Origin of the sequence: Catenibacillus scindens (genome assembly GCF_014202115.1) — a bacterium.
GTDB lineage: Bacteria > Bacillota > Clostridia > Lachnospirales > Lachnospiraceae > Catenibacillus > Catenibacillus scindens.
Genome location: NZ_JACHFW010000012.1, coordinates 38,209 through 63,808, shown reverse-complemented (window position 1 = coordinate 63,808; position 25,600 = coordinate 38,209). Strand labels below are relative to the sequence as shown.

At 43.3% G+C, this 25,600-nt stretch carries 28 protein-coding genes; 11 read left to right on the top strand and 17 right to left on the bottom strand.

What is annotated here, in order from left to right:
• Positions 1–313: 313 nt before the first annotated feature.
• From HNP82_RS13325 to HNP82_RS13305, 5 genes are all read right to left on the bottom strand, one after another.
• Positions 314–1,381 carry a hypothetical protein gene (locus HNP82_RS13325; RefSeq protein WP_183775506.1) on the bottom strand — a complete coding sequence of 356 codons (1,068 nt, stop codon included), beginning with the start codon at positions 1,379–1,381 and terminating at the stop codon, positions 314–316.
• A 340-nt stretch (positions 1,382–1,721) separates the two neighbouring features.
• Positions 1,722–1,988 carry a hypothetical protein gene (locus HNP82_RS13320; protein WP_183775505.1) on the bottom strand — a complete coding sequence of 89 codons (267 nt, stop codon included), beginning with the start codon at positions 1,986–1,988 and terminating at the stop codon, positions 1,722–1,724.
• 206 nt (positions 1,989–2,194) lie between these two features.
• Positions 2,195–2,728, bottom strand: coding sequence for an ATP-binding protein (locus HNP82_RS13315; protein ID WP_183775503.1), 534 nt, complete (start codon positions 2,726–2,728; stop codon positions 2,195–2,197).
• On the bottom strand, positions 2,725–3,318 hold the full coding sequence (locus HNP82_RS13310) for a type IV toxin-antitoxin system AbiEi family antitoxin domain-containing protein (RefSeq protein WP_183775501.1): 594 nt from the start codon (positions 3,316–3,318) through the stop codon (positions 2,725–2,727). Before HNP82_RS13310 ends, HNP82_RS13315 begins: the two co-directional genes overlap by 4 nt.
• A 107-nt stretch (positions 3,319–3,425) precedes the next feature.
• Positions 3,426–4,247 (bottom strand): relaxase/mobilization nuclease, encoded by an 822-nt coding sequence (locus tag HNP82_RS13305; RefSeq protein WP_183775499.1) that lies wholly within the window; start codon positions 4,245–4,247, stop codon positions 3,426–3,428.
• Positions 4,248–4,734: 487 nt separating this feature from the next.
• Here HNP82_RS13305 and HNP82_RS13300 point away from each other — a divergent pair, with 487 nt between their 5' ends.
• From HNP82_RS13300 to HNP82_RS13290, 3 genes are read left to right on the top strand one after another with little or no spacing between them, the layout of a single operon-like run.
• Entirely contained in the window at positions 4,735–4,974 is a 240-nt protein-coding gene (locus HNP82_RS13300) for a DUF3791 domain-containing protein (RefSeq protein ID WP_183775498.1), read from the top strand.
• 9 nt (positions 4,975–4,983) lie between these two features.
• Positions 4,984–5,262, top strand: coding sequence for a DUF3990 domain-containing protein (locus HNP82_RS13295; RefSeq protein ID WP_183775496.1), 279 nt, complete (start codon positions 4,984–4,986; stop codon positions 5,260–5,262).
• A 4-nt stretch (positions 5,263–5,266) separates the two neighbouring features.
• Positions 5,267–5,494 (top strand): hypothetical protein, encoded by a 228-nt coding sequence (locus HNP82_RS13290; protein ID WP_183775494.1) that lies wholly within the window; start codon positions 5,267–5,269, stop codon positions 5,492–5,494.
• 61 nt (positions 5,495–5,555) lie between these two features.
• Here HNP82_RS13290 and HNP82_RS13285 read toward each other — a convergent pair whose 3' ends face one another.
• On the bottom strand, positions 5,556–5,717 hold the full coding sequence (locus HNP82_RS13285; protein WP_183775492.1) for a hypothetical protein: 162 nt from the start codon (positions 5,715–5,717) through the stop codon (positions 5,556–5,558).
• A 28-nt stretch (positions 5,718–5,745) separates the two neighbouring features.
• Positions 5,746–6,009, bottom strand: a complete 264-nt coding sequence (locus HNP82_RS13280; RefSeq protein ID WP_183775491.1) for a hypothetical protein — start codon at positions 6,007–6,009, stop codon at positions 5,746–5,748.
• A gap of 336 nt (positions 6,010–6,345) precedes the next feature.
• On the opposite strand from HNP82_RS13280, the gene HNP82_RS13275 reads away from it, so the two are divergent.
• Positions 6,346–7,785 carry a sodium:proton antiporter gene (locus HNP82_RS13275; RefSeq protein ID WP_243164772.1) on the top strand — a complete coding sequence of 480 codons (1,440 nt, stop codon included), beginning with the start codon at positions 6,346–6,348 and terminating at the stop codon, positions 7,783–7,785.
• A gap of 12 nt (positions 7,786–7,797) precedes the next feature.
• Complete coding sequence (locus HNP82_RS13270) at positions 7,798–8,811, top strand: cytidylate kinase-like family protein (protein ID WP_183775489.1); 1,014 nt, start codon at positions 7,798–7,800, stop codon at positions 8,809–8,811.
• Between the two features lie 109 nt (positions 8,812–8,920).
• Here HNP82_RS13270 and HNP82_RS13265 read toward each other — a convergent pair whose 3' ends face one another.
• From HNP82_RS13265 to dnaA, 10 genes are all read right to left on the bottom strand, one after another.
• Complete coding sequence (locus HNP82_RS13265; RefSeq protein ID WP_183775488.1) at positions 8,921–9,208, bottom strand: putative quinol monooxygenase; 288 nt, start codon at positions 9,206–9,208, stop codon at positions 8,921–8,923.
• A 60-nt stretch (positions 9,209–9,268) separates the two neighbouring features.
• On the bottom strand, positions 9,269–10,045 hold the full coding sequence (locus tag HNP82_RS13260; RefSeq protein WP_183775487.1) for a hypothetical protein: 777 nt from the start codon (positions 10,043–10,045) through the stop codon (positions 9,269–9,271).
• Between the two features lie 14 nt (positions 10,046–10,059).
• A complete protein-coding gene (locus HNP82_RS13255; protein WP_183775485.1) occupies positions 10,060–10,608 on the bottom strand; it encodes a hypothetical protein in 549 nt (182 codons plus the stop codon).
• Positions 10,609–10,788: 180 nt separating this feature from the next.
• Positions 10,789–11,691: an amidohydrolase family protein gene (locus tag HNP82_RS13250; RefSeq protein ID WP_183775484.1), complete on the bottom strand. Its 903-nt coding sequence runs from the start codon at positions 11,689–11,691 to the stop codon at positions 10,789–10,791.
• A 156-nt stretch (positions 11,692–11,847) separates the two neighbouring features.
• On the bottom strand, positions 11,848–14,379 hold the full coding sequence (gene gyrA, locus HNP82_RS13245) for a DNA gyrase subunit A (protein WP_183775482.1): 2,532 nt from the start codon (positions 14,377–14,379) through the stop codon (positions 11,848–11,850).
• A 171-nt stretch (positions 14,380–14,550) separates the two neighbouring features.
• Complete coding sequence (gyrB, locus tag HNP82_RS13240) at positions 14,551–16,461, bottom strand: DNA topoisomerase (ATP-hydrolyzing) subunit B (protein ID WP_183775480.1); 1,911 nt, start codon at positions 16,459–16,461, stop codon at positions 14,551–14,553.
• An 11-nt stretch (positions 16,462–16,472) separates the two neighbouring features.
• On the bottom strand, positions 16,473–17,561 hold the full coding sequence (recF, locus tag HNP82_RS13235) for a DNA replication/repair protein RecF (RefSeq protein ID WP_183775479.1): 1,089 nt from the start codon (positions 17,559–17,561) through the stop codon (positions 16,473–16,475).
• A 2-nt stretch (positions 17,562–17,563) separates the two neighbouring features.
• On the bottom strand, positions 17,564–17,785 hold the full coding sequence (locus HNP82_RS13230; RefSeq protein ID WP_334298288.1) for an RNA-binding S4 domain-containing protein: 222 nt from the start codon (positions 17,783–17,785) through the stop codon (positions 17,564–17,566).
• A gap of 5 nt (positions 17,786–17,790) precedes the next feature.
• Positions 17,791–18,900 (bottom strand): DNA polymerase III subunit beta, encoded by a 1,110-nt coding sequence (gene dnaN / locus HNP82_RS13225; RefSeq protein ID WP_183775477.1) that lies wholly within the window; start codon positions 18,898–18,900, stop codon positions 17,791–17,793.
• Positions 18,901–19,348: 448 nt separating this feature from the next.
• A complete protein-coding gene (gene dnaA / locus HNP82_RS13220; RefSeq protein ID WP_183775475.1) occupies positions 19,349–20,719 on the bottom strand; it encodes a chromosomal replication initiator protein DnaA in 1,371 nt (456 codons plus the stop codon).
• A gap of 603 nt (positions 20,720–21,322) precedes the next feature.
• Here dnaA and rpmH point away from each other — a divergent pair.
• The 6 genes from rpmH to mnmE all read left to right on the top strand — a co-directional run bounded on the left by rpmH (position 21,323) and on the right by mnmE (position 25,594).
• Positions 21,323–21,457: a 50S ribosomal protein L34 gene (gene rpmH, locus HNP82_RS13215; RefSeq protein ID WP_183775473.1), complete on the top strand. Its 135-nt coding sequence runs from the start codon at positions 21,323–21,325 to the stop codon at positions 21,455–21,457.
• Positions 21,458–21,510: 53 nt separating this feature from the next.
• Positions 21,511–21,846: a ribonuclease P protein component gene (gene rnpA / locus HNP82_RS13210; protein ID WP_183775471.1), complete on the top strand. Its 336-nt coding sequence runs from the start codon at positions 21,511–21,513 to the stop codon at positions 21,844–21,846.
• Between the two features lie 8 nt (positions 21,847–21,854).
• Entirely contained in the window at positions 21,855–22,097 is a 243-nt protein-coding gene (gene yidD, locus HNP82_RS13205; protein WP_243164771.1) for a membrane protein insertion efficiency factor YidD, read from the top strand.
• Between the two features lie 16 nt (positions 22,098–22,113).
• Positions 22,114–23,481, top strand: a complete 1,368-nt coding sequence (gene yidC, locus HNP82_RS13200; RefSeq protein ID WP_183775469.1) for a YidC/Oxa1 family membrane protein insertase — start codon at positions 22,114–22,116, stop codon at positions 23,479–23,481.
• 19 nt (positions 23,482–23,500) lie between these two features.
• Entirely contained in the window at positions 23,501–24,151 is a 651-nt protein-coding gene (gene jag / locus HNP82_RS13195) for an RNA-binding cell elongation regulator Jag/EloR (protein WP_183775467.1), read from the top strand.
• A gap of 66 nt (positions 24,152–24,217) precedes the next feature.
• Positions 24,218–25,594: a tRNA uridine-5-carboxymethylaminomethyl(34) synthesis GTPase MnmE gene (mnmE, locus tag HNP82_RS13190; protein ID WP_183775465.1), complete on the top strand. Its 1,377-nt coding sequence runs from the start codon at positions 24,218–24,220 to the stop codon at positions 25,592–25,594.
• Positions 25,595–25,600 lie beyond the last annotated feature (6 nt).

Here is a 25,600-nt window from a genome sequence, read left to right as displayed (position 1 = left end):
TGTACTTTAAAGAAACGCACATTGAATGATTAAAGTATAAATCTTCACGCAAATATAAATCAAATTAAATATTTCCGCATTATAAAGGAAAATTTTCAGTATTATCTTTATAATTTCTGATTAAAGAAACTTTGTATAAAAATTGTCAAAATATTGTTAATATTTTGACATGATTAGTCCTACGCAAATATCTTGATCTTTCTTTCACGCCTATATACAATTCTTATTCCAGTACTTTGTCATATTAATGTCCTTCTTTTGATGTAAGTTACTGACCTATTTTCAACGCAGATCCGCATAGATATAAATTATGTTATGAGTATATTGGAACGGTTGTCTGTTTAAAATCTGATTTTCTTATAAGGTAAAATTCTTCTGCTTCTAATGGGGGAGACATCAGCTTTCCTAATAAAATATAGTCCCTGGTACTGCATATATAACGGCTGTCATTTACCGTAGATATTTCGGTGATGTAATTTCCCTGGTAGTCGTAGATTTCAGTGCAATAGGATTCTGAAGAAGTATTGACAGGCTGAGTGTATGAAACATAAATAAAATTGTTGTCGCAGGACAAATCCAAATAGTCACCGCTTTTATTATAGGATCTCGGACAAAAGGTTAAATCCGTCTGTTGATTTTTAATATCATAGACCTCAATGGCTCCCTGGCGATTGACCGAACATATTTTTTCTGTTGTTCCGGCCATACGACGTAAAGATGTTATCGGTAAAGTCTCCAGAACCTTTGTGTCCGGATCGTAAATAGAAATGGTGTGATAATATTCATTTATTGTATGCACTACGCCATGGATCATAATTTTATTGTCACAGACACGGATATGTATTTGAGAAACACTTTGTTCCGAATCGGAAACTGCGCAAAGTTTTTCAATTTCTGCCGAGTCCGCCCGGAGAATATCTGTATGATCAATATTTTCCAGGTCTGCTCTGGCCAAATAAACCTGTTCATTTTCTGCCATTATAAAATAAAAAAATCCATCATGAAAAAAGAAATTTCCCTGTTCTAACATCCCTGTGATAATGCGTGCTTTCATGGAATCTTCGAAGGGATTTGTTAAAGACATTTCTTTAATTTCAACAAGTCCATTGTTATTATAGACTCCATATAAAATTCCATTCACTTCACCAATAGAGGTAGTCCACGGCCAATGGGTATTTTCCAGAATTTCCAGGGTGGGATTGGATGAAAGATGAATGGAAACAAGATCGTTTCCCGATAATAATATCAAAGAGTTGTCATTAAGTATGACATTCCCGTGCTGGTTTGAAGTGCAGTAAAGCTGCCCATGGGCAGAATGAGAACATCCTGACAGAGTGAAGATGAATAATACAATCCATATCACTTTTTTATATTTCTTCATAGCCATTATCCCCCCTTAAAAACATTTGTTCCTTAACCCATTTTCCGGAGCAGTGCGCAAGTGCGGCACAGCGTAGGCGCGGGCTGATCTGTTACTTTTTATTTTATCATGTCGTATACGTTCTTTCTATTGACACAATTTGATGAAAATCCATAGGATTTTTCTACATTTCAAACTAAGGAAAAATGGCAAACTCAATATATTAAAATAACTTCAACAGATTTTCAGGCCATCCCACAAGCCCTCTGAATAGATTGACCCACACAAACTTCCAATGTATAATGAACAAGAAGTACCTGTCTTTTGGAAATTGAAAAATAATGTTTTGCAGTCTTCAAGTTTATGATTTCAAGCTATCATCATCTAATTTTTCTCCGCAATTATGACAAATACTTTGTGATGACCACTTAAAATTTAATAATTTTTTACAGTGTGGACATCGTAAAAAAATAAATCCAAAGATAACGTCACCGACCACAAGAAATGTGGCCACAAAAATCATTTCTCTATGAATTGAACTTAAAAATGGAATATATGATAAAAAAACCATTCCCATTCCTATTAAAGCAAGCCCATTTATTATTTTTCGACAATTTTGGGGTTTCATTAAACACACCTCCAAATTACCACCCTGATTTTCTTATATAATACTGTATAAGAGAAGAAAAAAGTGATACTGTAAATCGTTATCTAAAGATAATTAAGAATCGTTGATTATTTCACGCCAAGGGATCCGGGTCTGAGCTTTGCTCAGACCCACTGATTTTTCTCACAGACCCAGCAATACGCTTTTGGGATCCACCGGTGTGTTTTTTACCTTTTATGCTTGGCACAGTATTCCCTCATATTGGTGCTGCCAGTTTCAATCCAGAAGGCTGTGTATGCGTAACGGTCTACAATCGCTTCTGCCCGTACTCCTTCGCCCAGACGTTTCACCCAGTCATCCTTGCGGTATTGTGTACAGAAGATGGTAGAGGTTGTATCCGAGCGCCTTTCCATAAGTTCAAACAGGAAGTGGAGTTCCGCATCCGATATGTCAGACACCAGCCACTCATCCAGTATCAGGAGAGGTATCCGGCTGTAGCGTTCAAGCAGCTTCCTTTGATTCCCGGCAACTACGGTGGAGTCCCCATACTCCATTAGCAGATCAGGCAGCCTGACATACCGGAGGATGGCGGAAATCAACAGCCCGCCTTTTAAAATAAATCTGTCCTTGTACGGGGAAACAGAAAGACGTTCAATGATACGTTCAAACATAAAAATCTGCAGGACTTCCTGTGCATGGATTCCTTTCTTCTTTGCCAGATTGCGAATGGCTCCTTTTAGTTGTTCTGGTGTTTTCATCATAATATCTCCATATACTCTTGTACTTTTTCCTCAATGTGAAATTTCTTGGCATATTCCATCAGTCGGATGTTGTCACGCTCTTTGGAAGCAAAATATCCTTTCACCGCTTGGCTAAAAACCTGTGGGTCTGCCTGTTTGCGGCTCCGTATCATATCACAGATACACCGTTCTCTGTCATAGACCATGATTTTTCCGCCTTGCGGTGAGACCATCTCCATCATTCCAATGCTCCATAAGGACGGCTTGATCCGGTGGAACTCTACATGAAACAATTCTTCCTTTAGATAAAATACATTATAGGTCTTTGGCACTGTCATGGAAACCATCTGTGGGAAACGGTCAGACAGGCCATGAAAATATAATGCTGTTCCATAAGAGAAAACCCCTTTTTTACATCTGCTCTGCAGCAATACAAATTCGTCATTGATACTGTCCGCAAAGGAATAGATTCCCCGGCTTTCCCGGATCAGACTGCCTTCATCCAGATATTTTTTAAGCTGTTCTCGGCGAATCCCTGCGCTGGTTACGTCTTTCGTATATAGATAGCCATTTTCTCTGACAAGTTTTTTCAAAGAATCTAAATCGGTCATAACATCACCTCTCTTGTTATAACTTGACACTATTATAATATACGGTATCAAGTTTGTACATATCCTTGATGGTTTTATTATGGCCGATTTTTGCAGATTTATACCTGTCAAATCTGGATGGAAGATTCTTTTTCTTTGCCCCGGTCTTTTTCCGGCTCCGGCCGGATGAGCTGTTCCAGATTTGCCCGGACAGTTTCATGCTGCCGGACTTTCTGATTCAGTTTCCGGTATTCCTGATACAGTTTATCCTTTTCCGCTGTTATCTGCTCATACTGTTTCCGCAGCTCCTTGTAGGGTGGAAGTTTCTTTCCATCTGTTTTCAGCGCATTTAAGTTTTTGACAGTGGCCTCATAGATAATCAATTCTGCTTGGTGCTGCTTAGAAAATCCCTCTTTGTCCTTTGCCTTCTGGTACGCCTCATAGACTGGCCGCGTCTGCCGGTAAGCATTGAGCTGTTTCAGTATAACCGCCATGTGATTTAATTTCTTTTCCAGCTCCTTGACGGAACCGGCGGCCTGCTCGCTGGCTGCCGACAACTCTTTGATCTTGGCGATCAGTTCCGCGTGGGAAGTCAGGTTATTGTCCATGAGGAAATTTAGTGTCTTTGCAGCCTGTTTGAGATTATTCAATTTCGCCCAGTGAGCAAACCCACCACTTTCCTGTACCCGGCTGTCATTCTGCAGGTCAATAAGCTGCCGGATTAGCTCGGATTCCTTGCGAACCGTAAAGCCCCGTTTTGGACTTCCGGCAATCCGCTCCCTGATCCGTTCCTCGGTATACTCTGTGCCGAGGGTTTTCCCTCTGGTAAACCGCTGCTGTCCGGCAGCGCGGAAGGAAGTATATTTGCCCTGTTTGATTTCATAACCGTTTTTCTGCATGAGCCGGAGAAAATCGTCATAATCCTTTGCCTGACGAATACAGGAATCCATCACAACACGCAGCTTTTCCTTCCAGCTCTTACCTTCACGGGTGGCCTGATATTCTTTCTAGCTTTTCCCCTTTTCCTTTCCGGGAATAATGACGGACAGACCATGCTCCCGGCAAAGCCGGTCACTGACATTGCGGATTCCATACAGGCTCTTCTTGTTAGAGATATAAAAACAAAATGACAATATCGATCAATAATGTATATTCGCTGAAAATTTTGTTATGAGTCGTTAAGATCACATTAAGGGTAAGGAGTCCACCCGCCAACAGTATTCCCGCAATATTAATGAATGTTTTTCTTCTTCCGCCATTAAACAGGAACATAAAAATAACAATGATAAATGATTAACCCACACGAACTTCCAATGTATAATGAACAAAAAGTTCCTATCTTTTGGATGATGCAAGAACCGGCTTTCAGAGCCATATTTTTGCAAATATCCGTAAATCAAAATTTATTTTTAATATGACAAACAGGGGGCAACGGCTATGTTAAACAGTGCCAGCATTAAAAATACAGATGAACTGGAATTTGCCGTTTTCTGTATTGAAAATATTGCCGCTAGATTTGGGAAAAATGCTGAAGAAGTTTATCAGGCATTGACTGAAAAAAGTGATATTCTAAACAGCTACATTATACCGGAGTATGAGATGCTGCATACCCAAAGTAAAGACTATATCCTGGATGATATTATCAGCTTAATGGAGGAAAGGGGAATCCAGTTATGATTGTTTATCATGGCTCCTATCAGTAAATCCAAACGCCGGGGAAAAAATGGAGTTGTATCCCGTTACGACTTCGACGAAGCAGCCTGTAAGAAACTTAAAGTTCTAAATTTTGACAGCTACTCTGAAAAATGGCTTGATTTTATTCTAAAATGTAGAACTGGAAATGATACAACAGATTACGATATTGTCATTGGCGGTGTTGCAAATGACAAAGTATTTAATACTGTCGAGCTTTACTTTGATCATCTGATTGACAAAGAAGAATTGATTTCTAAAGAGAGGGAGTAGCGACATGAATAAATACACTATCAAATACAATGAACTAAGTGCCGAAGAATTTATACTTTTATGGGAGACAGTATGGGGACCAGGACCTTCATTGACACAAACAAAACTTGCAATGGAGCATACATTATTTCGGATATCTATTTTCGACAAGGATAAAATACCATTTTATCAGAAGTTTGGTTTTAATGCCAATGAAGCTCAACGATTAAAAATGATGTATCCGGTTAAGTAATGAAGCGCCGAAAAAATCGCTGCGTCCCTTGTATTTACCGGGGTGCAGCGATTTTTGGGGCTTAATCCCAATCTATTGCATTATGATCGACAGTACCATATTTTTCTATACTCTCATTAGCACGGCGTATGGCTTCAATTTCATCAGTCAATAGTTGTTCCTCTTTATCTATTTTATTTATATGTTTAGCAGCTTCTTTTTCATAAATAATCTTAAACCTCAAAGTTCTCCTTCGCTTCGTTTATTATACCCTATCCCATAAACCACTTATTACGCTCTTTCAGCAATTCCTGAGAAATCTTTCCTTCCTTCTTTTCTTCATCGGTCGCCCCATACTGCTTATTCTTATTCCCTAAAAGACCGCAGATAAAAATAGCGCACAGCAGATACACGGCAAATATGATCCAGGCAAATACATTAAATCTCAGCGGCTCCATAAAAGGCACACATATAATGCCGATAATGTACAGCACAGCGATCAAGATCAGAACGATTTTTATAATACTTCTTTTCATTGTGATCCCCCTCTCTCCAACAACTCTCCCTCTTATTTTATCTGTATATGATTATATCATATTTATTTTGTCATTACTATTGGCATAATTTCTAATATTTTTCTGTTTTTTTTACATTTAGTCGCTATAAAAGAAACAATTTTCATGTGCATCATAAAATCTTTGTAGATGTCACCGCTTTATCACTGCCTGTCTAAATCGTCAAAAAAAATGGAGGGATTTTCCCATAGTATTGTTGCTTTTGACTATTTTCAGCGTTATAATTTTAATGTCAAAGTTCATCCATCAAACAATGGAGAGGGAGGAACTGTTTTTACAACTATGGAGGTGACAGATTTGAAAAAAAAGATTATTTTAGCGGGTATTCTTCTCAGTATTTTTCTTCTCGCCTGCCCGGCCTTTGCCCAGGCTGCAGAAAGTACACAAGAAGCAGCGGTACCCATCTGGCTTTGCATTCCCTTTGCGGGACTTTTGCTCTGTATCGCTATCATGCCCCTGGTCAAAGGCCAATGGTGGGAATCCCATCAACCCCTGGCGGTTGCGTTCTGGATTCTGGCTATGATTATTCCTTTCGCCATTTACTATGGGGCAGGACAAACTGTGGAAACTGTGCTGGAATGTACAGTCAATGATTATTTAACATTTATTATTTTGCTGTTCGGCCTATTTTGCGTATCCGGCAATATCACTATGGAGGGAGATTTTGCAGGATCGCCCAGAGTCAACGTGGGACTTCTTGCCCTTGGCACAATCCTGGCAAGCTGTATCGGAACCACCGGAGCCAGTATGCTTATGGTGCGTCCTGTGCTGAAAATGAACTCCTGGAGAAAAAGAAAAGCTCACATTATGGTTTTCTTCATTTTCCTTGTCTCCAATATGGGCGGAATCCTGACTCCCATCGGAGATCCGCCACTGCTCATGGGATTCATGAGGGGCGTTCCCTTCTTCTGGAGCCTGCGTCTATTTCCGGTCCTGCTCTTTAATATGGTCATTCTTCTTTTCATTTTTTATCATGTGGACAAAAGAATGTACCGTAAGGATATCGCAGAAGGCCGGAAACCGGATATCAGCAAGCCGGGAACCCGTTTCAGCATCGACGGGCTGCACAATCTCATTTTCCTTGTCATGATCGTCGGCGCCGTTATTTTAAGCGGCGTGCTTCCGGGAATGAAGGCTTTCCAGGACAGCGCCGGAAATGTTCTCGGTGTACATATTTTCGGGGAAGTATCTTTAAGTTTCCCATCACTGATCGAAATCATTATTATCCTTGTGGCGGCTTTTCTTTCCTTTAAAACAACGTCCAAAGACATACGGACAAGAAACCACTTTACATGGGGAGCTATTCAGGAAGTTGCCGTCCTTTTTATCGGTATTTTCATTACCATGCAGCCAGCTTTGATGCTTCTGCAACAGGTTGGTCCGAATCTTGGTCTAAACCAGCCTTATCAGTTGTTCTGGGCTACCGGCGCTTTATCCAGTTTTCTGGATAATACACCCACATACCTTGTGTTCCTCACAACTGCGGGAACCCTTGGCTTTACCAGCGGGATTGCCACCAGTCTCGGAACGGTTCCGGTTCACCTTCTTTCAGCAATTTCCTGCGGAGCTGTGTTTATGGGTGCCAATACCTACATAGGAAACGCCCCCAACTTCATGGTAAAATCCATCTCTGATGAAAACGGTGTCAATATGCCGTCGTTCTTTGGATATATGTTGTGGTCCGTGGGAATTTTAATTCCGGTATTTTTGCTGGATACCTTAATTTTCTTTTTGTAAGGGGGGACACATATGCAGGAAAATAGAGAAAAATGTTTGGAACTGGCGAACCGTATTTATAATCTGGATGAGGAAGTCTATCACTGCGTTGGTTCCTCTCTCGGCAGAACCTTTACCGGCAATAAAGAAAACACGATACAAAATCTGTGTATGCTCATGCTTACAAAGCCCGACGGTCATCTGTTAAGAAGTGAACTTGCTCTGATCAGCAATATGGCTCGAACCATCAAGGATAAAAAGAAAAAGACTCAGATGATGACAGAATACGACAATATTCTGAAAGAAATCGAAGCGCTCCCTGATAGTTTCGGAAAAATAGATATTGTTGATCTTGCCCGGGCAGAGTTAAATCCAACTGCCCGCAAGAAGCTTTCCGAAAATGACCATCTGGTGATCTGTATCAGCCGGACTCAGGGCAGCGCCGGAAATGATATAGGATTTGAATTGGCCGATGATCTTCACATTAATTATTATGATGTAGAAATTTTTAATCAGGTTTTAACCCGCCTGGAAGCCGAAAAAGGATCGGTCAACGACACGGAGACAGAGCCTTTTGCTGACTTTGACAAATACCGCAAAAGAAACTTCCGCTTAAAAACCTGGTTCCGTGAATTTAACCGCTACCATGGTCTTCCCAGACAGGACGCTGTGTTTTTCAATATGAGTGACTTGATCTGTAATCTTGCCCGAACTGAGGATTGTGTGATTATGGGGCGGTGCGCGGATGCTATTCTCACTAACAATCATATCCCACATCTCAGTCTCTTTATCAGCGCGCCCTTCTCTCTGAGAGTTCAGCGGATTATGGCGTCCAAAAATATGGACTTTCATCATGCCAGCCGCTTTTTAAGGCAGATGGACCGGCAGCATAAAAAATACTATGATTTTTACACAGACAAACGGTGGGGCCGCCCGGAAAACTATGATCTTTGTATCAACAGCGCCAATTATGGTATCCGGGAAACCATCGACCTGATCGAACGAATGATCAATCGTGAAAAAGAGCCGGCATCCGGCAGTCTGTAGAGACTAAAAACCCCGCGGCATATCAATGTTTCATATAACATGTTTCATATAACAGACCGCGGGGATTTTTGTTGTCTATTAAAAGGTTGTCACCATTTTCAATGGCAAATCAGCAGTCAATGACTTCGTACATATCCTCGTCGCACCCGATAAAATGCGCCCCCATTAACGGAATATATTTCTTGAAATTCTCTCCCTGGCTGTGAGCCTTAGCGCAGTCCATATCTCTCCACTGAACAAAATAAACCGCCTTGTTTTCATCAGAATTTGAACGGCACAACTGGCTGGAAATACAGCCTTCTTCCCCTCTCATAGCCGCTACAAACTGCTTTGCCACCTCAAGATAGGCGTCCATTTCTCCCGGTTTGATATGACAGTTAATTTCATGAATAATCATTGATTTATCCTCCTTAAAATTTGTTGTAATTTTTCATCTATTCATCTCGGATTTTCTAAGCTAACGCCTCTTTACCGCCGCACACACTGCCGCTTTGGCTATGCCGGAAACTATCAGCAGCAGAAGCAGTATCTCCGGCAGACGCCAGAAGGAAATCGGAAGATCCGGCGACAGATAAACGCCCTCTTCCCACAACAACTGATCTGCGCCATAGAGATGTCCTAAAGCATATCTGTCATCGAAGAGCCATCGGATTTCATCCATCCATGAATAATCTGCCGATTGCCTCTGAAAATTTCGAATAAGATAGATCATATCCTCTGTCCGGATATAGCCGTATTGTTCAGAAATATAAGGGCCTTCGCCCCGGACCCAGACAGGTAAGCCGGATAAATAGTCCAGCTTCCGATACTGTTCTTCCGTGATCAGGGGAAGGGCGTAACGCCATCCCTGATCATAAGTGGGCAAACTGAGCGTTCTTGGCTGTAAAGTGAGAAAATCACCATAAATAAAATAGCGCTCGCCGGCATTTAACTTGCACAGGATTTGTGAATCCCCATCCGGTTCTGAGTAATAATAAATATCTCTGTCCAAAACAACAGATTGATCTAAAGGAGCGTTCAACGGAGAAACAGAGAAATAACTGTCAACAATTTTTTCAATATCCATTTCATCCATGGAACTGTGATCCTGATACTCTGTAATCCAGTCATCAGGCACAAAATCTTTTGTTAATGATCTGTTGTAAAGTATTGTATATGACAGACGGAGCATAAGCAGGATGGCGCATATGATGGCGCAGACCATACCTATCCGCCCAAAGAAGTATTTTCTCATATTCCCCCTCCCCTCTACGGACTCATATAGGCGATCTCACCAGTACAGGCATCCACACAAAACAGAGGGATATCCCCATTGACGTCATCTATAGCTGTATCAAAACACCATACCGGATCAAAGACGATCTTTTCATCTTCAACATCAAACATATAGGCCAATTTAATCCCGGTGATCCTGCTGTAGCCGTAAATGTCTTTTTTTTCTGCCTTCATCTCAACGATTTTAAGAACATCATCTAAAGAAATCACTGATAACTGCTCTCGGGAATCCATCTCAAAAATTCCTGCAAGGAGCATTCTGCTAACCCCCTGATGGCCGATTTTACAAAAGCTGCGCATATAATCTCCCTGGCCCGTTGAAATCAATGGAAACCCATCAAGGAGGGCCATTGTCTCGATCACGCAGTTTTCCTCAGTCCCCTGTCCATCCTCTCCGGCATAATATCTGGTATTGACATAGGACATTTCAAGATCAAGCCCATCATAAATATCCATGACTTTTTCTCTCATTTCATCTGCAAATAACCGCTGGGAGGCATCCCACTGGGCGTCCATGATCATCCGCCGGATTCTCCGTCATTTTCCACGATGCTTCCCCTGTCTTATCTTCAGAAAATTCCTGTCCGGGTACAGCGCACCCGCTGATCCCAGCCAAAATCATCACGAAAATCATAACCCCACATAACTTCAAAAAATCTCCCCCCCTTTACAGTCCCAAAAACCTCCGGTCGTTCCCCAACATCACAGCCCAAAAAGCTTCCGGGCATTTCCCCACATCACATCTTCCACATGGCCCTGAAGATGCGGACAGGTCATGGCGCTATGAAGATGCCCTTTCAGCACAGGTTCCGGAATAGCCGGATAATCTGTGCCGTATAAAATATGAGCCGGATCAGTCAGGGTAAGGAGTATAGGGACTCCTCTTGGGAAGGCGTCACAGGCCAGATCAAAATAGAGCTGATCCAGAGGAACCGTCACATTTTCCCCTTTCACACGCATAATGCCGTAAAAGCGGTCCAGGGCCACCGGAAGGCAGGAACCGCTGTGAGGCACGACAACCTTGACCTCTGGATGACGGTTCAGTGTCCGGGCGGCAAAGAGATCCAGCAGTGTCCGCGTGGTATCTGTAATAAATTCATACATGGGAAGAATCTTCCCTGTCACCGGATTTTTGGGATAAACTAAAGGAGCCGCGGGATGAAGGAGTACCGGAACCCCCAGCCGCTCAATAGCCGCAAAAACCGGCTCAAAAGACGGGTCTCCCAGATAAATGCCCCGGTAATTGCTGCAAAGTCCCACAGCCCTGGCTCCAAGCCGTGTTACGGCATACTCCAGCTCCTCCACTGCCTTCTTTGTCCATGGAAGGGGCAGGGATGCAGCAAATAAAAACCGCTCCGGATAATCCCGGACAAGCTTCGCTCCCTGTTCATTGACCTGGCGGCAATAGGCCGCACAGGCGTCCTCATCATCCATATTTTTCTGCGTCGGACATGTGAGGAGCGCCCGTTCAATTCCTGACCGCTCCATAAATTTCACATGTTCCCCGGCGCTTTTATTTTCCACCGCATAGCCGATCTTTTCAGCGTCCTCTGAAATACGTCCGGTTTCCACAGTAAAGTGGGTATGCACATCAAAAATCTTCAAAACAGCACCTCCGATCATTATCTATTTTCTGGCGGCTGAACCAGAAGATATAACAGTTCATCCCGCACCTTGTCTAATGGCTGAACTATTGCTAAAATTGCCGGGATATCCACATACATTGGAAATCCCGGCAATTTTATCCACAAATTTCAGACTTTATCCTTCAAAGTTATCCTCAGAACCGTCCCCGGAAATTTCCTGTTCCTCAGAATCTTTCTCAGATTCTTCTTTCTCAACATCCTGACGGACTTTGGCAATGCTTGCCACCTTAATGTCTTTTTCCACATCAATGTCAATAAGCTTCACACCGGATGTGATACGTTCAAGAAGGGAAATTCCGCTGACTGGCATACGGATGATAATACCTCCGGTAGTGATGAGCATAATCTCATGATCTTCATTCACTGCCTTGACGCCCACAACGTTTCCGGTCTTTTCCGTGATCTTATAGCACTTCACACCTTTTCCGCCCCGGTGCTGTACCGCGAATTTCTCCATGAGTGTCCGCTTTCCAAGGCCGTTTTCGGAGGCAACAAGCAATGCCTCGCCCTGGGTATCCAACTGCATACCCACAACTTCATCGTCGGGGTCAAGGCTCATTCCGATCACACCCATGGATGCCCGTCCGGTGGGACGCACATCATTTTCATTAAATCGGATGCACATGCCATGTTTGGTCACAAGGAAAATATCATTGTGGTGATCTGTAGTCTTAACCTCAATCAGCTCATCCTCATCTTTCAGGTTAATGGCTGTCAGACCGGACTTGCGGATGTTCTGGTACTCCATAATAGCCGTCTTTTTCACCATACCCTGTTTGGTAGCCATAAACAAATACTTGTCATCGCTGTAGCTGCGGATGGGAATCATAGCTGTGATCCTCTCGCCGGCTTCAAGCTGGAGAAGATTCACCAGGGCCGTACCGCGGGCTGTCCTTGAGGATTCCGGAATCTCGTAAGCCTTCATCCGGTAGACTTTTCCTTTGCTTGTAAAGAACATGACATAGTGATGGGTTGAGGTCATCATCATATCCTCAATAAAATCATCATCAATGGTAGCCATGCCTTTGATGCCCTTGCCTCCCCTGTTCTGGCTGCGGAAATTATCCTCCGTCATGCGCTTGATGTAGCCCAGATGGGTCAGGGTGATGACTGTATTTTCATCCTTGATCAGATCTTCGTCAGTGATTTCATCATCGTCCATGCCTATGGATGTGCGGCGCTCATCTCCGTATTTGTCGCGGATCACAGTGATTTCATCACGGATCACACCAAGGAGAAGTTTTTCGTCGCCAAGAATGGCTTTCAACTCTTCAATTCTTGCCATAAGTTCTTTATATTCGCTCTCCAGCTTCTCTCTTTCCAGACCGGTCAATGCTCTCAGACGCATATCCACAATAGCCTGAGCCTGAACATCGGTCAGCGAATAGCTGTCGATCAAACGTTCTTTTGCCTCCGCCACATTTTTGGAAGAGCGAATGATCTGGATCACCTCATCAATATGATCCAAGGCAATGAGCAAACCTTCCAAAATATGTGCCCGCTCCTGAGCTTTTCCAAGCTCATAGCGGCAGCGCCGTGTCACAACGTCTTCCTGGTGGCGAAGATACAGTTCAAGCATCTGCTTTAAATTCAGCACCATAGGAACATTGTTGACAAGGGCCAGCATGATCACTCCGAAAGAATCCTGAAGCTGTGTATGTTTATATAAATGATTTAAGATCACATTGGCATTTGCGTCCTTTTTAAGCTCAATGACTACCCGCATTCCCTGGCGGTCCGACTCGTCACGTAAGTCAGAAATTCCATCAATGCGCTTGTCCCGCACAAGCTCTGCGATCTTCTCAATCAGTTTGGCCTTGTTGACCATATAGGGCAGCTCAGTGACAACAATGCGCTGGCGGTTGGTCCCCATAGGCTCAATATCTGTCACTGCCCGCACTTTAATCTTCCCCCGTCCGGTGCGGTATGCCTCCTCAATGCCTCTGCGGCCAAGGATCATGGCGCCGGTTGGAAAGTCCGGACCTTTGATAATGTCAAGGATTTCCTCAATCTCTGTATCCCTATCATTTTCAATTCGGTTTTCAATGATCTTTAAAACGCCGTTAATGGTTTCCGTCAGATTGTGAGGGGGGATATTTGTGGCCATACCTACGGCAATACCCGTGGTTCCGTTCACCAGAAGATTTGGGAAACGTGAAGGCAGTACGTTGGGCTCTTTTTCCGTCTCATCAAAGTTTGGACTAAAGTCTACCGTATCTTTATTAATATCCGCTGTCATTTCCATGGAAATTTTACTGAGTCGCGCTTCTGTATAACGCATGGCTGCCGCGCCGTCGCCGTCCACAGAACCGAAGTTTCCGTGGCCGTCAACCAGCGGATAGCGGGTATTCCACTCCTGAGCCAGATTAACCAAAGCCCCATAGATAGAGCTGTCGCCGTGAGGGTGATATTTACCCATAGTATCACCAACGATACGGGCACATTTTCTGTGGGGCTTGTCCGGACCGTTGTTCAGCTCGATCATTGCATATAAAATTCGTCTCTGTACCGGCTTCAGGCCATCCCTCACATCGGGTAGGGCTCTTGAAGCGATAACGCTCATGGCATAGTCGATATAAGACTCTTCCATTGTCTTCTGGAGATCGACTTCCTGAACTTTATCAAAAATATTGCTTTTATCGTCCATTATGACATTTCCTCCATTTTAGGGTACTCCTTATTACAGCAGTTGCGCCAGTTCAGCCCGCGCCATTCGCAAAGCCGCGCTTGCGCGCTGACCCGCGGCTTCGCCGCTCCTTTGCTCATTTTCTGGCGCTTAGCTCATCAGACAAGGTGCGGTCTGATGGCTGAACTGTTGCTAAATATCTAGATTCCGCACGTACTGGGCGTGAGTTTCAATAAACTCCCGCCGGGGTTCCACCTTGTCTCCCATGAGCGTATTAAAGGTCTGGTCAATAGTGGCCCTTTCCGCGTCGTCAATGGTAACCCGCAGAAGAATACGCTTTTCGGGATCCATCGTAGTCTCCCAGAGCTGCTCGGCGTCCATTTCCCCAAGTCCTTTGTACCGCTGGATCTTATTATTCTGATCCCGACCGATCTCCGTGAGGATTTCGTTCAACTGTTTATCATCGTAAGCATACCAGACTTTTTTATTCTTCTCAATCTTATACAGAGGCGGCTGAGCCAGGTAAACATAGCCGTCTTCAATAAGCTGAGGCATAAAACGGTACAAAAAGGTCAGCAGCAAGGTTGCGATGTGGGCGCCATCCACATCGGCATCTGTCATAATGATGATCTTATGATAACGTAGCTTCGTAATATCAAAATCATCGTGGATTCCTGTGCCAAAAGCTGTGATCATAGCTTTAATCTCAGCGTTGGTCAGAATCTTATCCAGACGTGCTTTCTCCACGTTAAGGATTTTTCCACGAAGTGGAAGAATTGCCTGGGTCGCTCTTGACCTGGCAGTTTTTGCTGAGCCGCCGGCGGAATCTCCCTCAACAATATAAATTTCACAGTTTTCCGGATTCTTGTCCGAGCAGTCGGCCAGCTTTCCGGGAAGGCTGGCGCTCTCAAGAGCAGACTTGCGCCGGGTCAGATCTCTGGCCTTTCTGGCTGCGTCTCTGGCCCTCTGAGCCATAACAGCTTTCTCCACAATGATTTTGCCCACTGCGGGATTCTGCTCAAGGAAAATCATAAGCCGCTCGCTGACAAGGTTCTCAACAGCCCCTCTCGCCTCGCTATTGCCAAGCTTCTGCTTGGTCTGTCCCTCAAACTGAGGTTCTTCCAGCTTAACGCTGATAATGGCTGTCAGCCCCTCACGGATGTCATCGCCGGTAAGGTTAGGCTCATTGTCTTTAAGGAGCTTGCTCCTTCTGGCGTAGTCGTTAAATGTCTTTGTCAGGGCATTCTTAAAACCGACAAGATGAGTTCCGCCCTCCGGCGTTGTAATGTTATTGACAAAGCTGTAGCAATTTTCTGTGTAGGAACTGTTATGCTGCATAGCCACTTCCACATAAACATTATCTTTAACCCCTTCACAGTAAATAATACTTTCATACAGGGGGTCTTTATTTTTATTCAAATACTCCACATACTCTTTAATACCGCCCTCATAGTGAAAAATCCTTTCTTTTTCAGGAGTTTCACGGGCATCTGTAAGAACAATCTTCAGGCCTTTCGTAAGAAAAGCCATTTCTCTAAGACGCTGTTTTAATATTTCAAAATCAAAAACAGTCTCCTCAAAAATCTCTTTATCCGGCAAAAAAGTCACCGTCGTTCCCCTGCGGCTGGTCTCGCCATGCTCTTCTACAGGACGCACTACTTTTCCCCGCTCATAGCGCTGGAAATACTTTTTCCCATTGTGGTGAACCGTCACTTCCAGCCATTCCGACAGGGCATTAACAACAGAAGCTCCCACACCGTGAAGGCCGCCGGACACTTTGTATCCCCCTCCGCCAAACTTTCCGCCGGCATGAAGGATCGTAAACACGACTTCCAGGGCAGATTTACCTGCTTTTTTCTGAATATCTACAGGAATCCCCCGTCCATTATCCACAACGGTTATGGAATTATCCGGATTAATAGTGACACGGATCGTATCGCAATATCCGGCCAGCGCTTCATCCACAGCATTATCTACAATTTCATAAACTAAATGGTGCAGCCCTTTGGATGACGTGCTTCCGATATACATGCCAGGTCGTTTCCTTACTGCTTCAAGCCCTTCCAGAATCTGGATCTGACTCGCATTGTATTCTTCACTCATAATGTTCCTCCTCAATCACTGACAGTCTCCAGGGTGCCTTCCACAACCTTGAACACTTTATTGATGCTGAAACGGTTATTGACAAACTCGTCCAATCCGGTGCATGTAATAACCGTCTGGATATCTTTGATGCTTTCAAGAAGATAATTTTGCCGGAAGCTGTCCAGCTCCGACAATACGTCATCTAAAAGAAGGACTGGCGTATCATTAATCTTACCTTTTACAAGCTCAATTTCCGCCAGCTTCAGAGACAGAGCCGCCGTACGCTGCTGTCCCTGAGAGCCGAATTTCCGTATATCAATGCCATTGACAATAAAATTAATATCATCCCGGTGTGGCCCCACAGTGGTAGTTTTTTGCCGGATATCATTATCCTGTCTTGACGACAGCACCCGGTCAAAGGACTGGGCCTCCACATTAGGCTCATAGACAAGCCGCAGCTTCTCCTTACCTCCGGAAAGCTTTTCATGAATGGGACCAATGAGACGGTTTAATTCTTCCACAAAAAGCTGCCGCTCCTTGATCACCTGAGATCCATAGCGGACAAGCTGGCTGTCCCAGACTTCCAGAGTATCTTTCAGGGACGGGACCATGGAAAGCTGGCGCAGCAGATTATTCCGCTGATTGACCGCCTTCTGGTAACTGTTAAGATCATGGAGATAGATCTTATTTAACTGGCACAGTTCCAGGTCGATAAACCGTCGCCTGTCTGCCGGGCCATTTTTGATGATCCGAAGATCCTCCGGCGAAAAGAAAACCACATTGACGATGCCAAACAGCTCGCTGGATTTTTTTACAATCAGCCCGTCAATGGCCGCTCCCTTTGTCTTAGCGCGTTTCAGATGCATGTCGATCTTATGTACAACGGCCCCGCGCTGAATATGCATACATATATGGGCATCCTCTGTGTTGAAATTAATGATCTCTTTATCCTTGCTCCCACGGTGGGACTTTGTCGTAGCACATACATAGATGGCCTCCAGAATATTGGTCTTGCCCTGGGCATTGTTTCCATAAAGTATATTAGTGCCTTCACTAAATTCAATATACAGTTCTTTATAATTGCGATAGTTTTTTAATTCAAGAGATTTTATAACCACAATCAAACATCCTGTCTTGATACAACTTTTATTGTATTTCCGTTATATTCTACCAGATCGCCGCCGTGGATCTTCTTGCCCCGCTGGATTTCCACAGTGCCGTTGACCTTAACCTGACCGTCCACGATCACAGCCTTGGCTTCCACGCCGGAATCTACCAGACCGGCAGCTTTCAAAAGCTGGCCCAGCTTTATAAAATCATCCCGTAATATAAATTCTTCCACCATCATCAGCCTCCCACATTAAAATTTACCGGAAGGATCAGATAAATATAGGATTGATCCTCATTACGGATAAAACATGGCGCCTTTGGATTGACCAGATAAATGTCAATAGCCTCGTCATCAATAACCCGTAGAGCGTCCAGGATAAACTTGGGATTAAAACCGATCATAATATCTTTTCCCTCTTTTGAAATATCAATGTCCTCATTCATAGAGCCGATCACGGAGTTAATCTTTAATTCCAGAGCGCCATCTGTAATATTAATAATAATGGGTTTTTTCTCCCCTTCCCTGATCAGAAGGGAGGCTCGCTCAATACAATTTTGCAGTTCCTTCTTATTAATGGTGATCTTCGTCTCGTAGTCGCTGGAAAGCATCTGGTTAATTCGGAAATATTCCCCTTCAATGAGGCGGCTGACCACCAGTGTTTTATCAAACTCAAAAAGAATATGCCGGTCCGTAAAGAATAGGTTTACATAATCTTCCGTGCCTCCGGTCAGGATTTTGCTCACCTCATTTAAAGTCTTGCCAGGAACAACGACTTTAATCGGGTCATACTCTTCTTTTAATTCAATTTTTCTTATGGAAATGCGGTGTCCGTCCAGGGAAACTACTTTCAATTCGCTTCCGTTGATCTCAAACAGCTCACCAGTCATCAGTTTGTTGCTGTCATTGTCAGCGATGGAAAAAATAGTCTGACGGATAATCTCCTTTAATGAAAACTGAGATAAAGAAACATTCCGGCTTTTCTCAATCTGTGGGAGATAGGCAAAATCTTCCCCTGAACGTCCTGAAATATTAAATTTGGCCTTTTCACACTGAATAAATGCCTTATCATTTTCATCAGTCTCAATGCTCACTTCATTGTCCGGAAGTTTGCGGACAATTTCAGAGAATAACTTAGCTTCCAGGGCAATCTTACCTTTTTCCAGAACCTGTCCGTCAATCACTGTCTCAATGCCAAGTTCCATATCATTAGCCGTCAGCTTGATCTCGCCTTCGGTAGTATCAATAAGTATACACTCAAGGATCGGCATTGTTGTTTTTCCAGGCACCGCCTTTAATACGGTATTTACGCCCTGAGCCAGATCCGTTTTATTGCATAGGATTTTCATAATATAACTCCTTTTTGTCTGTAAAGATAATAAAGTTGTGCATAACTTTTATGCGGCTCGCATATATATAAATAAATAATGGATTTCAGCAGTGGTAGTAGTAGGGGGCGTGGATATGTGGATATATAGTCCAAGCCCTGATAAATGCTGAAAAAAGTCAGATGGAAAACTCTGTGTATAACTGTAAATCTGTGTGTTGATTTTTTTCATTTTATCCACAATGCCAGGGTGAGGCAAAACTAGCCGGATTTTTATCCAAAGGTTATCCAGAGGTTTTGAACAGATTTTTCCACAATTTATCCGCCTTGTATTTTTTTGTGTACAATTTGTGGATAACTATTGTTTAAAATTTGTGAATAAAAAATTTTTCCACAAAAAATGCCGGAATTATAAGGCTTTGTGGGCTTTCAAGTTGTTCACAACCCAAAATTAAAAATTGTGGATAACTTTATTTTCCGGGGCTGATCTTCTTCTTTAATATATCCATGGTATTGTTCAGGTTTTCATCACTGACCAGATCTTTTTCAATCTTGTCAATGCCGTGAAGAACCGTGGAGTGATCTTTGTTTCCCATAAGTTCACCGATACTTTGCAGGGAATTGTCGGTCATATGGCGGCAAAGGTACATAGCGATCTGTCTCGGATAGGCAATGTTGCGGCTGCGCTTTGTCCCCCGAATATCCTGAGGCGTAATGTTAAAATGGTCAGCCACCACGTCGATGATACCTTCCACAGTAACCGGGCGGGATACATCCGGATTGATAATATTTTCCAGGGCTTCCTTTACAAGATCCAGGGTGATGGGAAGATTGCGCAGTCTGGACAGATTATGGATCTGCTTTAAGGCGCCTTCCAGTTCACGGATATTGGATTTAATATTGTCGGCCACATAGTGGAGACATTCCTGGCTGGCGGTAATATTGTCCAACTCAGCCCGCTTATTAAGGATGGCCATACGGGTTTCATAGTTGGGCGGCTGAACGTCCACGGTCACGCCAACTTTGAAACGGGAGATCAGACGGTCTTCCAGACCTTCAATATCTTTTGGAGGTTTATCGGAGGAGATGATGATCTGCTTTTTCCCTTCGTAAAGCGCGTTAAAAGTATGGAAAAATTCTTCCTGGGTACTTTCTTTGCCTACAATAAACTGGATATCGTCAATAAGCAGCATATCTACAGCGCGGTATTTTCGTTTAAATTCTTCATTGCGCTGATTTTTAATAGAAGAAATCAGCTCATTAGTAAACTCTTCGCTGGTCACGTACAATATGTGCTTATTGGGATCTTTTGAAAGTACATAATGGGCAATGGAATGCATCAGGTGGGTTTTCCCAAGTCCCACGCCGCCGTAAATAAACAGCGGATTGGCGTAAACGCCCGGTTCCTCGGCCACGGCCAGAGCTGTGGCATGGGCCAGTTCGTTATTTTTCCCCACAACAAAGGTGTCAAAAGTATATTTCGGGTTGAGCGTTGTATTAATAGAATAAGTAAGAGCCGGTGCGGGTGCGGGTTTGGCCGGCTCATGTTCAACAACGGAATCTGGAGTTACGATCTTGACTTCAAGCTGACAATTCATCACTTCAGAAATGGCAACCTGAAAAAATGGCTGGTACCGGTTGGCCGTATAGTTGATCAGATGCTCCACTGCGGACGGATCTTCATCCCCGTTTACTTTTTTAGTAATATACACCACGTTATCAACGATGGAATGGGGGTAAAAAGGCTTTATCCAGGCGTTGAAAGCTGCCGGGGAAATGTCGTATTCGATTTTCATCTTATTGAGAATCTCGTTCCATTTTTCTTGAATTATGTGTATCATCACAATCCCCCTAATTATAATTTTACTCAGATATCATTTTATACCAATTTTGTCAATTTTACAATTGGAATAATGTCACAAAAGTGATGGTGATTAAAGTTATCCACAATATTGGGGATAATGTGAATAAATATTTTTTTATTGAAATAATAAATTTACATAATGTATTTATATGTGCCTGTGGATAAATCTATTGGGGATAATATGTCCTCTTTATTCACAATTGGATAAACTGGCTTAAAATCAACGTTTTTTGTCTGTTTTTGTCTCTGACGAAAAAAATATAAACAGGTTTTCCTAAAGTTATAAACAAGTTATCCACATTTTGTGGATAAACTTATGTTAAGTTAAAATCTTTTATGTTAAACCAAAGTTTTTCACAAATCATTGTGGATAACTTTTATTTAAAGGTACTATTCACAGTCGATTTAAAGCAGATACACAGATTCTCATTTAAAAGTTTAAAAGAAACGGAAAAAAAATTCAGGTTTTGCTTGACGGAGCGGGTCTGAACTAATATAATATAGTAGATATTTTAGCTACTATGTAAAATAACATAAGCATGCATTGCTTTGTTATATAGAAAAAGGAGGTGCTTGGATCATGAAGATGACATTTCAGCCGAAGAAAAGACAGCGCTCTAAAGTTCACGGTTTCAGAAAGAGAATGAGAACATCCAACGGCAGAAAAGTATTGGCTGCCAGAAGAGCTAAAGGAAGACATAAATTATCAGCATAGGTCGCATATTTGTGACCTTTTTCTTTATCATCATTCTGTTTGAGGTTGAACCTATGAAGTTCTCGGAATCTTTAAAAAAGAATAAAGATTTTCACCGCGTGTATGATGAGGGAAAGTCCTATGCCAACCGCATTCTGGTTATGTATGCGTTGAACAATGGCAGGGAAATGAACCGGCTTGGAATATCTGTCAGTAAGAAAGTCGGAAACAGCGTGGTCAGACACAGACTGACCCGTCTGATTCGGGAAAGCTACCGCTTAAATGAGGAAAGCTTTTGCTGTGGTCTTGATATTGTAGTTATTGCAAGGGTAAATGGAAAGAGCGCCGGCTACCATGAAGTGGAGAGTGCCCTAATGCACCTGGCCGGCCTGCATAAAATTGTGAAGTGATGGGATAAATGAAATTTTACAGGATTCTTATTAAAATGCCAAAGACGCTCATGTTGTGGATGATCCGCTTTTACCGCAAGTATTTGTCTGGGTTAAAGCGTTATCCAACCTGTAAATATTATCCCACATGTTCACAGTATGCCATTGAAGCGATTGAAAAATACGGAGCCATAAAAGGCGGCTTCTTAGCGATAAAGAGGATATTACGGTGCAATCCATTCTCAAAGGGAGGATACGATCCTGTGCCATAACTAAGGAGGTAACACTTTGGAATTACTGTTTTTGACAAAGACAGGAGGAATTTTAGGGCCGTTTGCCACAGTACTCGGTTGGATTATTAACTATATTTATAAATTCCTCGAAATGATCGGGATTCCAAATATCGGCCTGGCGATCATTCTTTTTACATTGATTGTCAATATTATTTTGCTGCCGCTGACACTGAAGCAGCAGAAGTTTACAAAATTGTCGGCGGTCATGAATCCGGAAATCCAGAAGATCCAGGAGAAATATAAAGGAAAGAAAGACGAAGTTTCCATGCGCCGGATGCAGGCGGAAACTCAGGCTGTTTATCAGAAATATGGAGCCAGCACTATGGGTGGATGTCTGTACATGATTATACAGCTCCCCATTTTGTTTGCGCTGTACCGGGTTATTTACAACATACCGGCATATGTAGATTCCGTATATGCTCTCTATGAACCCATGGCTAACGGAATTTTAAATTTTTCGGACGGTATGAATCAGGCCAACGCTCTCATTACCGAGTTGGAGATGCGTGTGACCCAGTTTACAAGCGATACATTTACGACGAACCGCATTATTGACATGCTGTACAATCTAAAGACCAGTGACTGGACGGCTGTTCAGAATGTATTTGGCACAGGTATCATACAGCAGTCAGCGGTGGATGAGATCATACAGATCAACTCTTTTATCGGCGGTTTGAATATTTCCGACCCGCCTACAGCCAACGGCTGGTGGCCGGGCATTCTGATCCCGATCCTTTCCGGTGTGACACAGTGGCTGAGTTTGAAGATCACATCAGCGCAGACCAATACTGTGGCAGCTACTGGAAATAATAAGGACAACCCAAATCCAATGGGCAATTCCATGAAGATGATGAATACCATCATGCCTTTGTTCTCTGTATTTTTATGTTTTTCTGTACAGATCGGTCTTGGTATTTACTGGATCGCCAGTGCGGTATTCCGTACACTGATCTCTGTATTTATTAATAAGTACCTGGATAAAGAAGGTGTGGATGTTATTATCGAAAAGAATCGTGAAAAGGCTAAGAAGAAAGCTGAGAAGAGAGGGGATAAGCCGTCACGGTTTGAGGAATACGCGAAACAAAGTACCAGAAACATTGAGATGGCACAAGCCGCGAAAAAGCGTAAGTCTATCAGTGAGCTGGCAAGCACATCAGTGGAAGGAAAGAGCCAGGAGAGCGGCAAAAAGAAAGATTCTTCCGGCAAAAACACTGAAAACGAGAATAAGACGACGAACTTGGTAACAAAAGCCCCGGTAAAGAAGGACGATTCTTCAGAGGATAAAAATTCAAAAGCCGGCAAAAAAGGAAGCAGTGGAAATGGCAGCATTGCCGCTTACGCTAACATGCTAAAGAAGAAATAGGGGTTGGGAGGTTTAATTCATGGATGACTATATTGAAGTAAGTGCTAAAACCGTTGATGACGCGATCACAGAAGCATTATTGAAACTTGAGACTACCAGTGATAAGATCGAATATGAAGTCATTGAAAAGGGAAGCAGCGGCTTCCTTGGGTTACTTGGCGCAAAGCCGGCAGTTATCCGCGTGAGAAAGAAGTTTAATCTGGTAGACAACGTTGAACAGTTTTTGCAGGATCTGTTCCGTGCCATGGACATGGTCGTTAAATCCGACATTGATTATAATGAAAGCGACCGCACCATGAACATTACTTTCAGCGGTGATGAAATGGGCATCCTTATCGGAAAGAGAGGACAGACCCTTGATTCCCTTCAATATATTATAAGCCTTGTGGTCAATAAAGAGAGCGACTCTTATATTCGTGTGAAAGTGGACACGGAAAATTATCGTGAACGCCGGAAAGAGACGTTAGAGTCTCTGGCGAAAAATATCGCATACAAAGTAAAGCGGACACGGCGCAGCGTTGCTCTGGAACCCATGAACCCTTACGAGAGAAGGATTATTCACTCAGCATTGCAGAATGACCGCTATGTGGAGACTCACAGTGAGGGGGAGGAGCCATACCGCAAGGTTGTGGTTACATTAAAACGTTATAATAAAGAAAAAAAATCGTGAAGTAAAAGTTTAAAAAGGGGTGTCCCGGCGGACACTCCTTTTCGTTACAATGAAAGGAGTTTGATCATGGTTAAAGATACGATCGCGGCCATATCTACAGGAATGACCCGTTCAGGTATTGGAAAAGTCCGCGTCAGCGGCAGTCAGGCCATTGAGATCGTGGACCGGATCTATAAAAGTCCCGGAGGAAAGAAACATCTGAGAGACGCGGAAAGCCATACCATTCATTACGGATATATTTATGATGGGGATGTCCTTATTGACGAAGTTCTTGTGCTGATCATGAGGGCGCCTAAATCCTATACGACAGAGGACATGGTTGAGATTGACTGCCACGGCGGCGTTGTTGTCATGAAGAAAATTCTTGAGACAGTGATCAAATACGGGGCCCGGCCGGCTCAGCCCGGCGAGTTTACAAAGCGGGCCTTTTTAAATGGCCGCATTGATCTGACTCAGGCAGAGGCGGTCATTGATGTGATCAACGCGAAAAATGACTATGCCCTGGCCAGCTCTGTAAAGCAGCTTCGGGGCAGCGTTCTTGAAAAGATTCGCCATATACGGAAAAATATTATCGGCAGCGTGGCTTTTATTGAGGCAGCCCTGGATGATCCGGAACATATTAATGCTGACAGTTTCGGAGAGGAGCTGAAAATTTCTGTTGACGAGAATATCCGGGAGCTTCAAAAACTCCTGGATTTGGCGGACAATGGGCGAATGCTGAAAGAAGGGATCAAGACAGTGATCCTTGGGAAACCAAACGCGGGAAAATCTTCTCTGCTCAACGCCCTTGTTGGGGACGAGCGGGCTATTGTCACAGATATTGCCGGAACAACCAGGGATACTCTGGAGGAGTCTATTAATGTCCACGGGATTTTGCTGAATGTCGTGGATACAGCGGGCATCCGCCACACCCAGGATGTTGTGGAAAAGATCGGTGTCAGTAAGGCAAAAAGTTCGGCCAAAGACGCGGATCTGATCATCTACGTGGTGGACGGTTCCACAGCCTTGGATGAAAATGACATGGAGATTCTTGAGATGATCAGGGACAGGAAAGCCATTGTCCTTCTCAATAAAATAGACTTGAATTTAGTGACAACCAAAGCTATATTAGAAGAGAAAACCCATCATCCTATTGTGGAGATTTCCGCAAGGGAAGAACAGGGCATAGATGCTTTGGAAGAGCTTCTTAAAAATATGTTTTTTGACGGGAATCTGTCCTTTAATGACCAGATTTATATTACTAATGTACGCCAGAAAACAGCTATTGCCGACGCCCTGGAAAGTCTGAAACTGGTTCTTCAGAGTATTGAAGATCAGATGCCGGAAGATTTTTTCTCCATTGATCTGATGAATGCCTATGAAACTTTAGGCACTATGATCGGCGAATCTGCGGGGGAAGATCTTATCGACACGATTTTCAGCGATTTTTGCATGGGAAAATAAATAGAA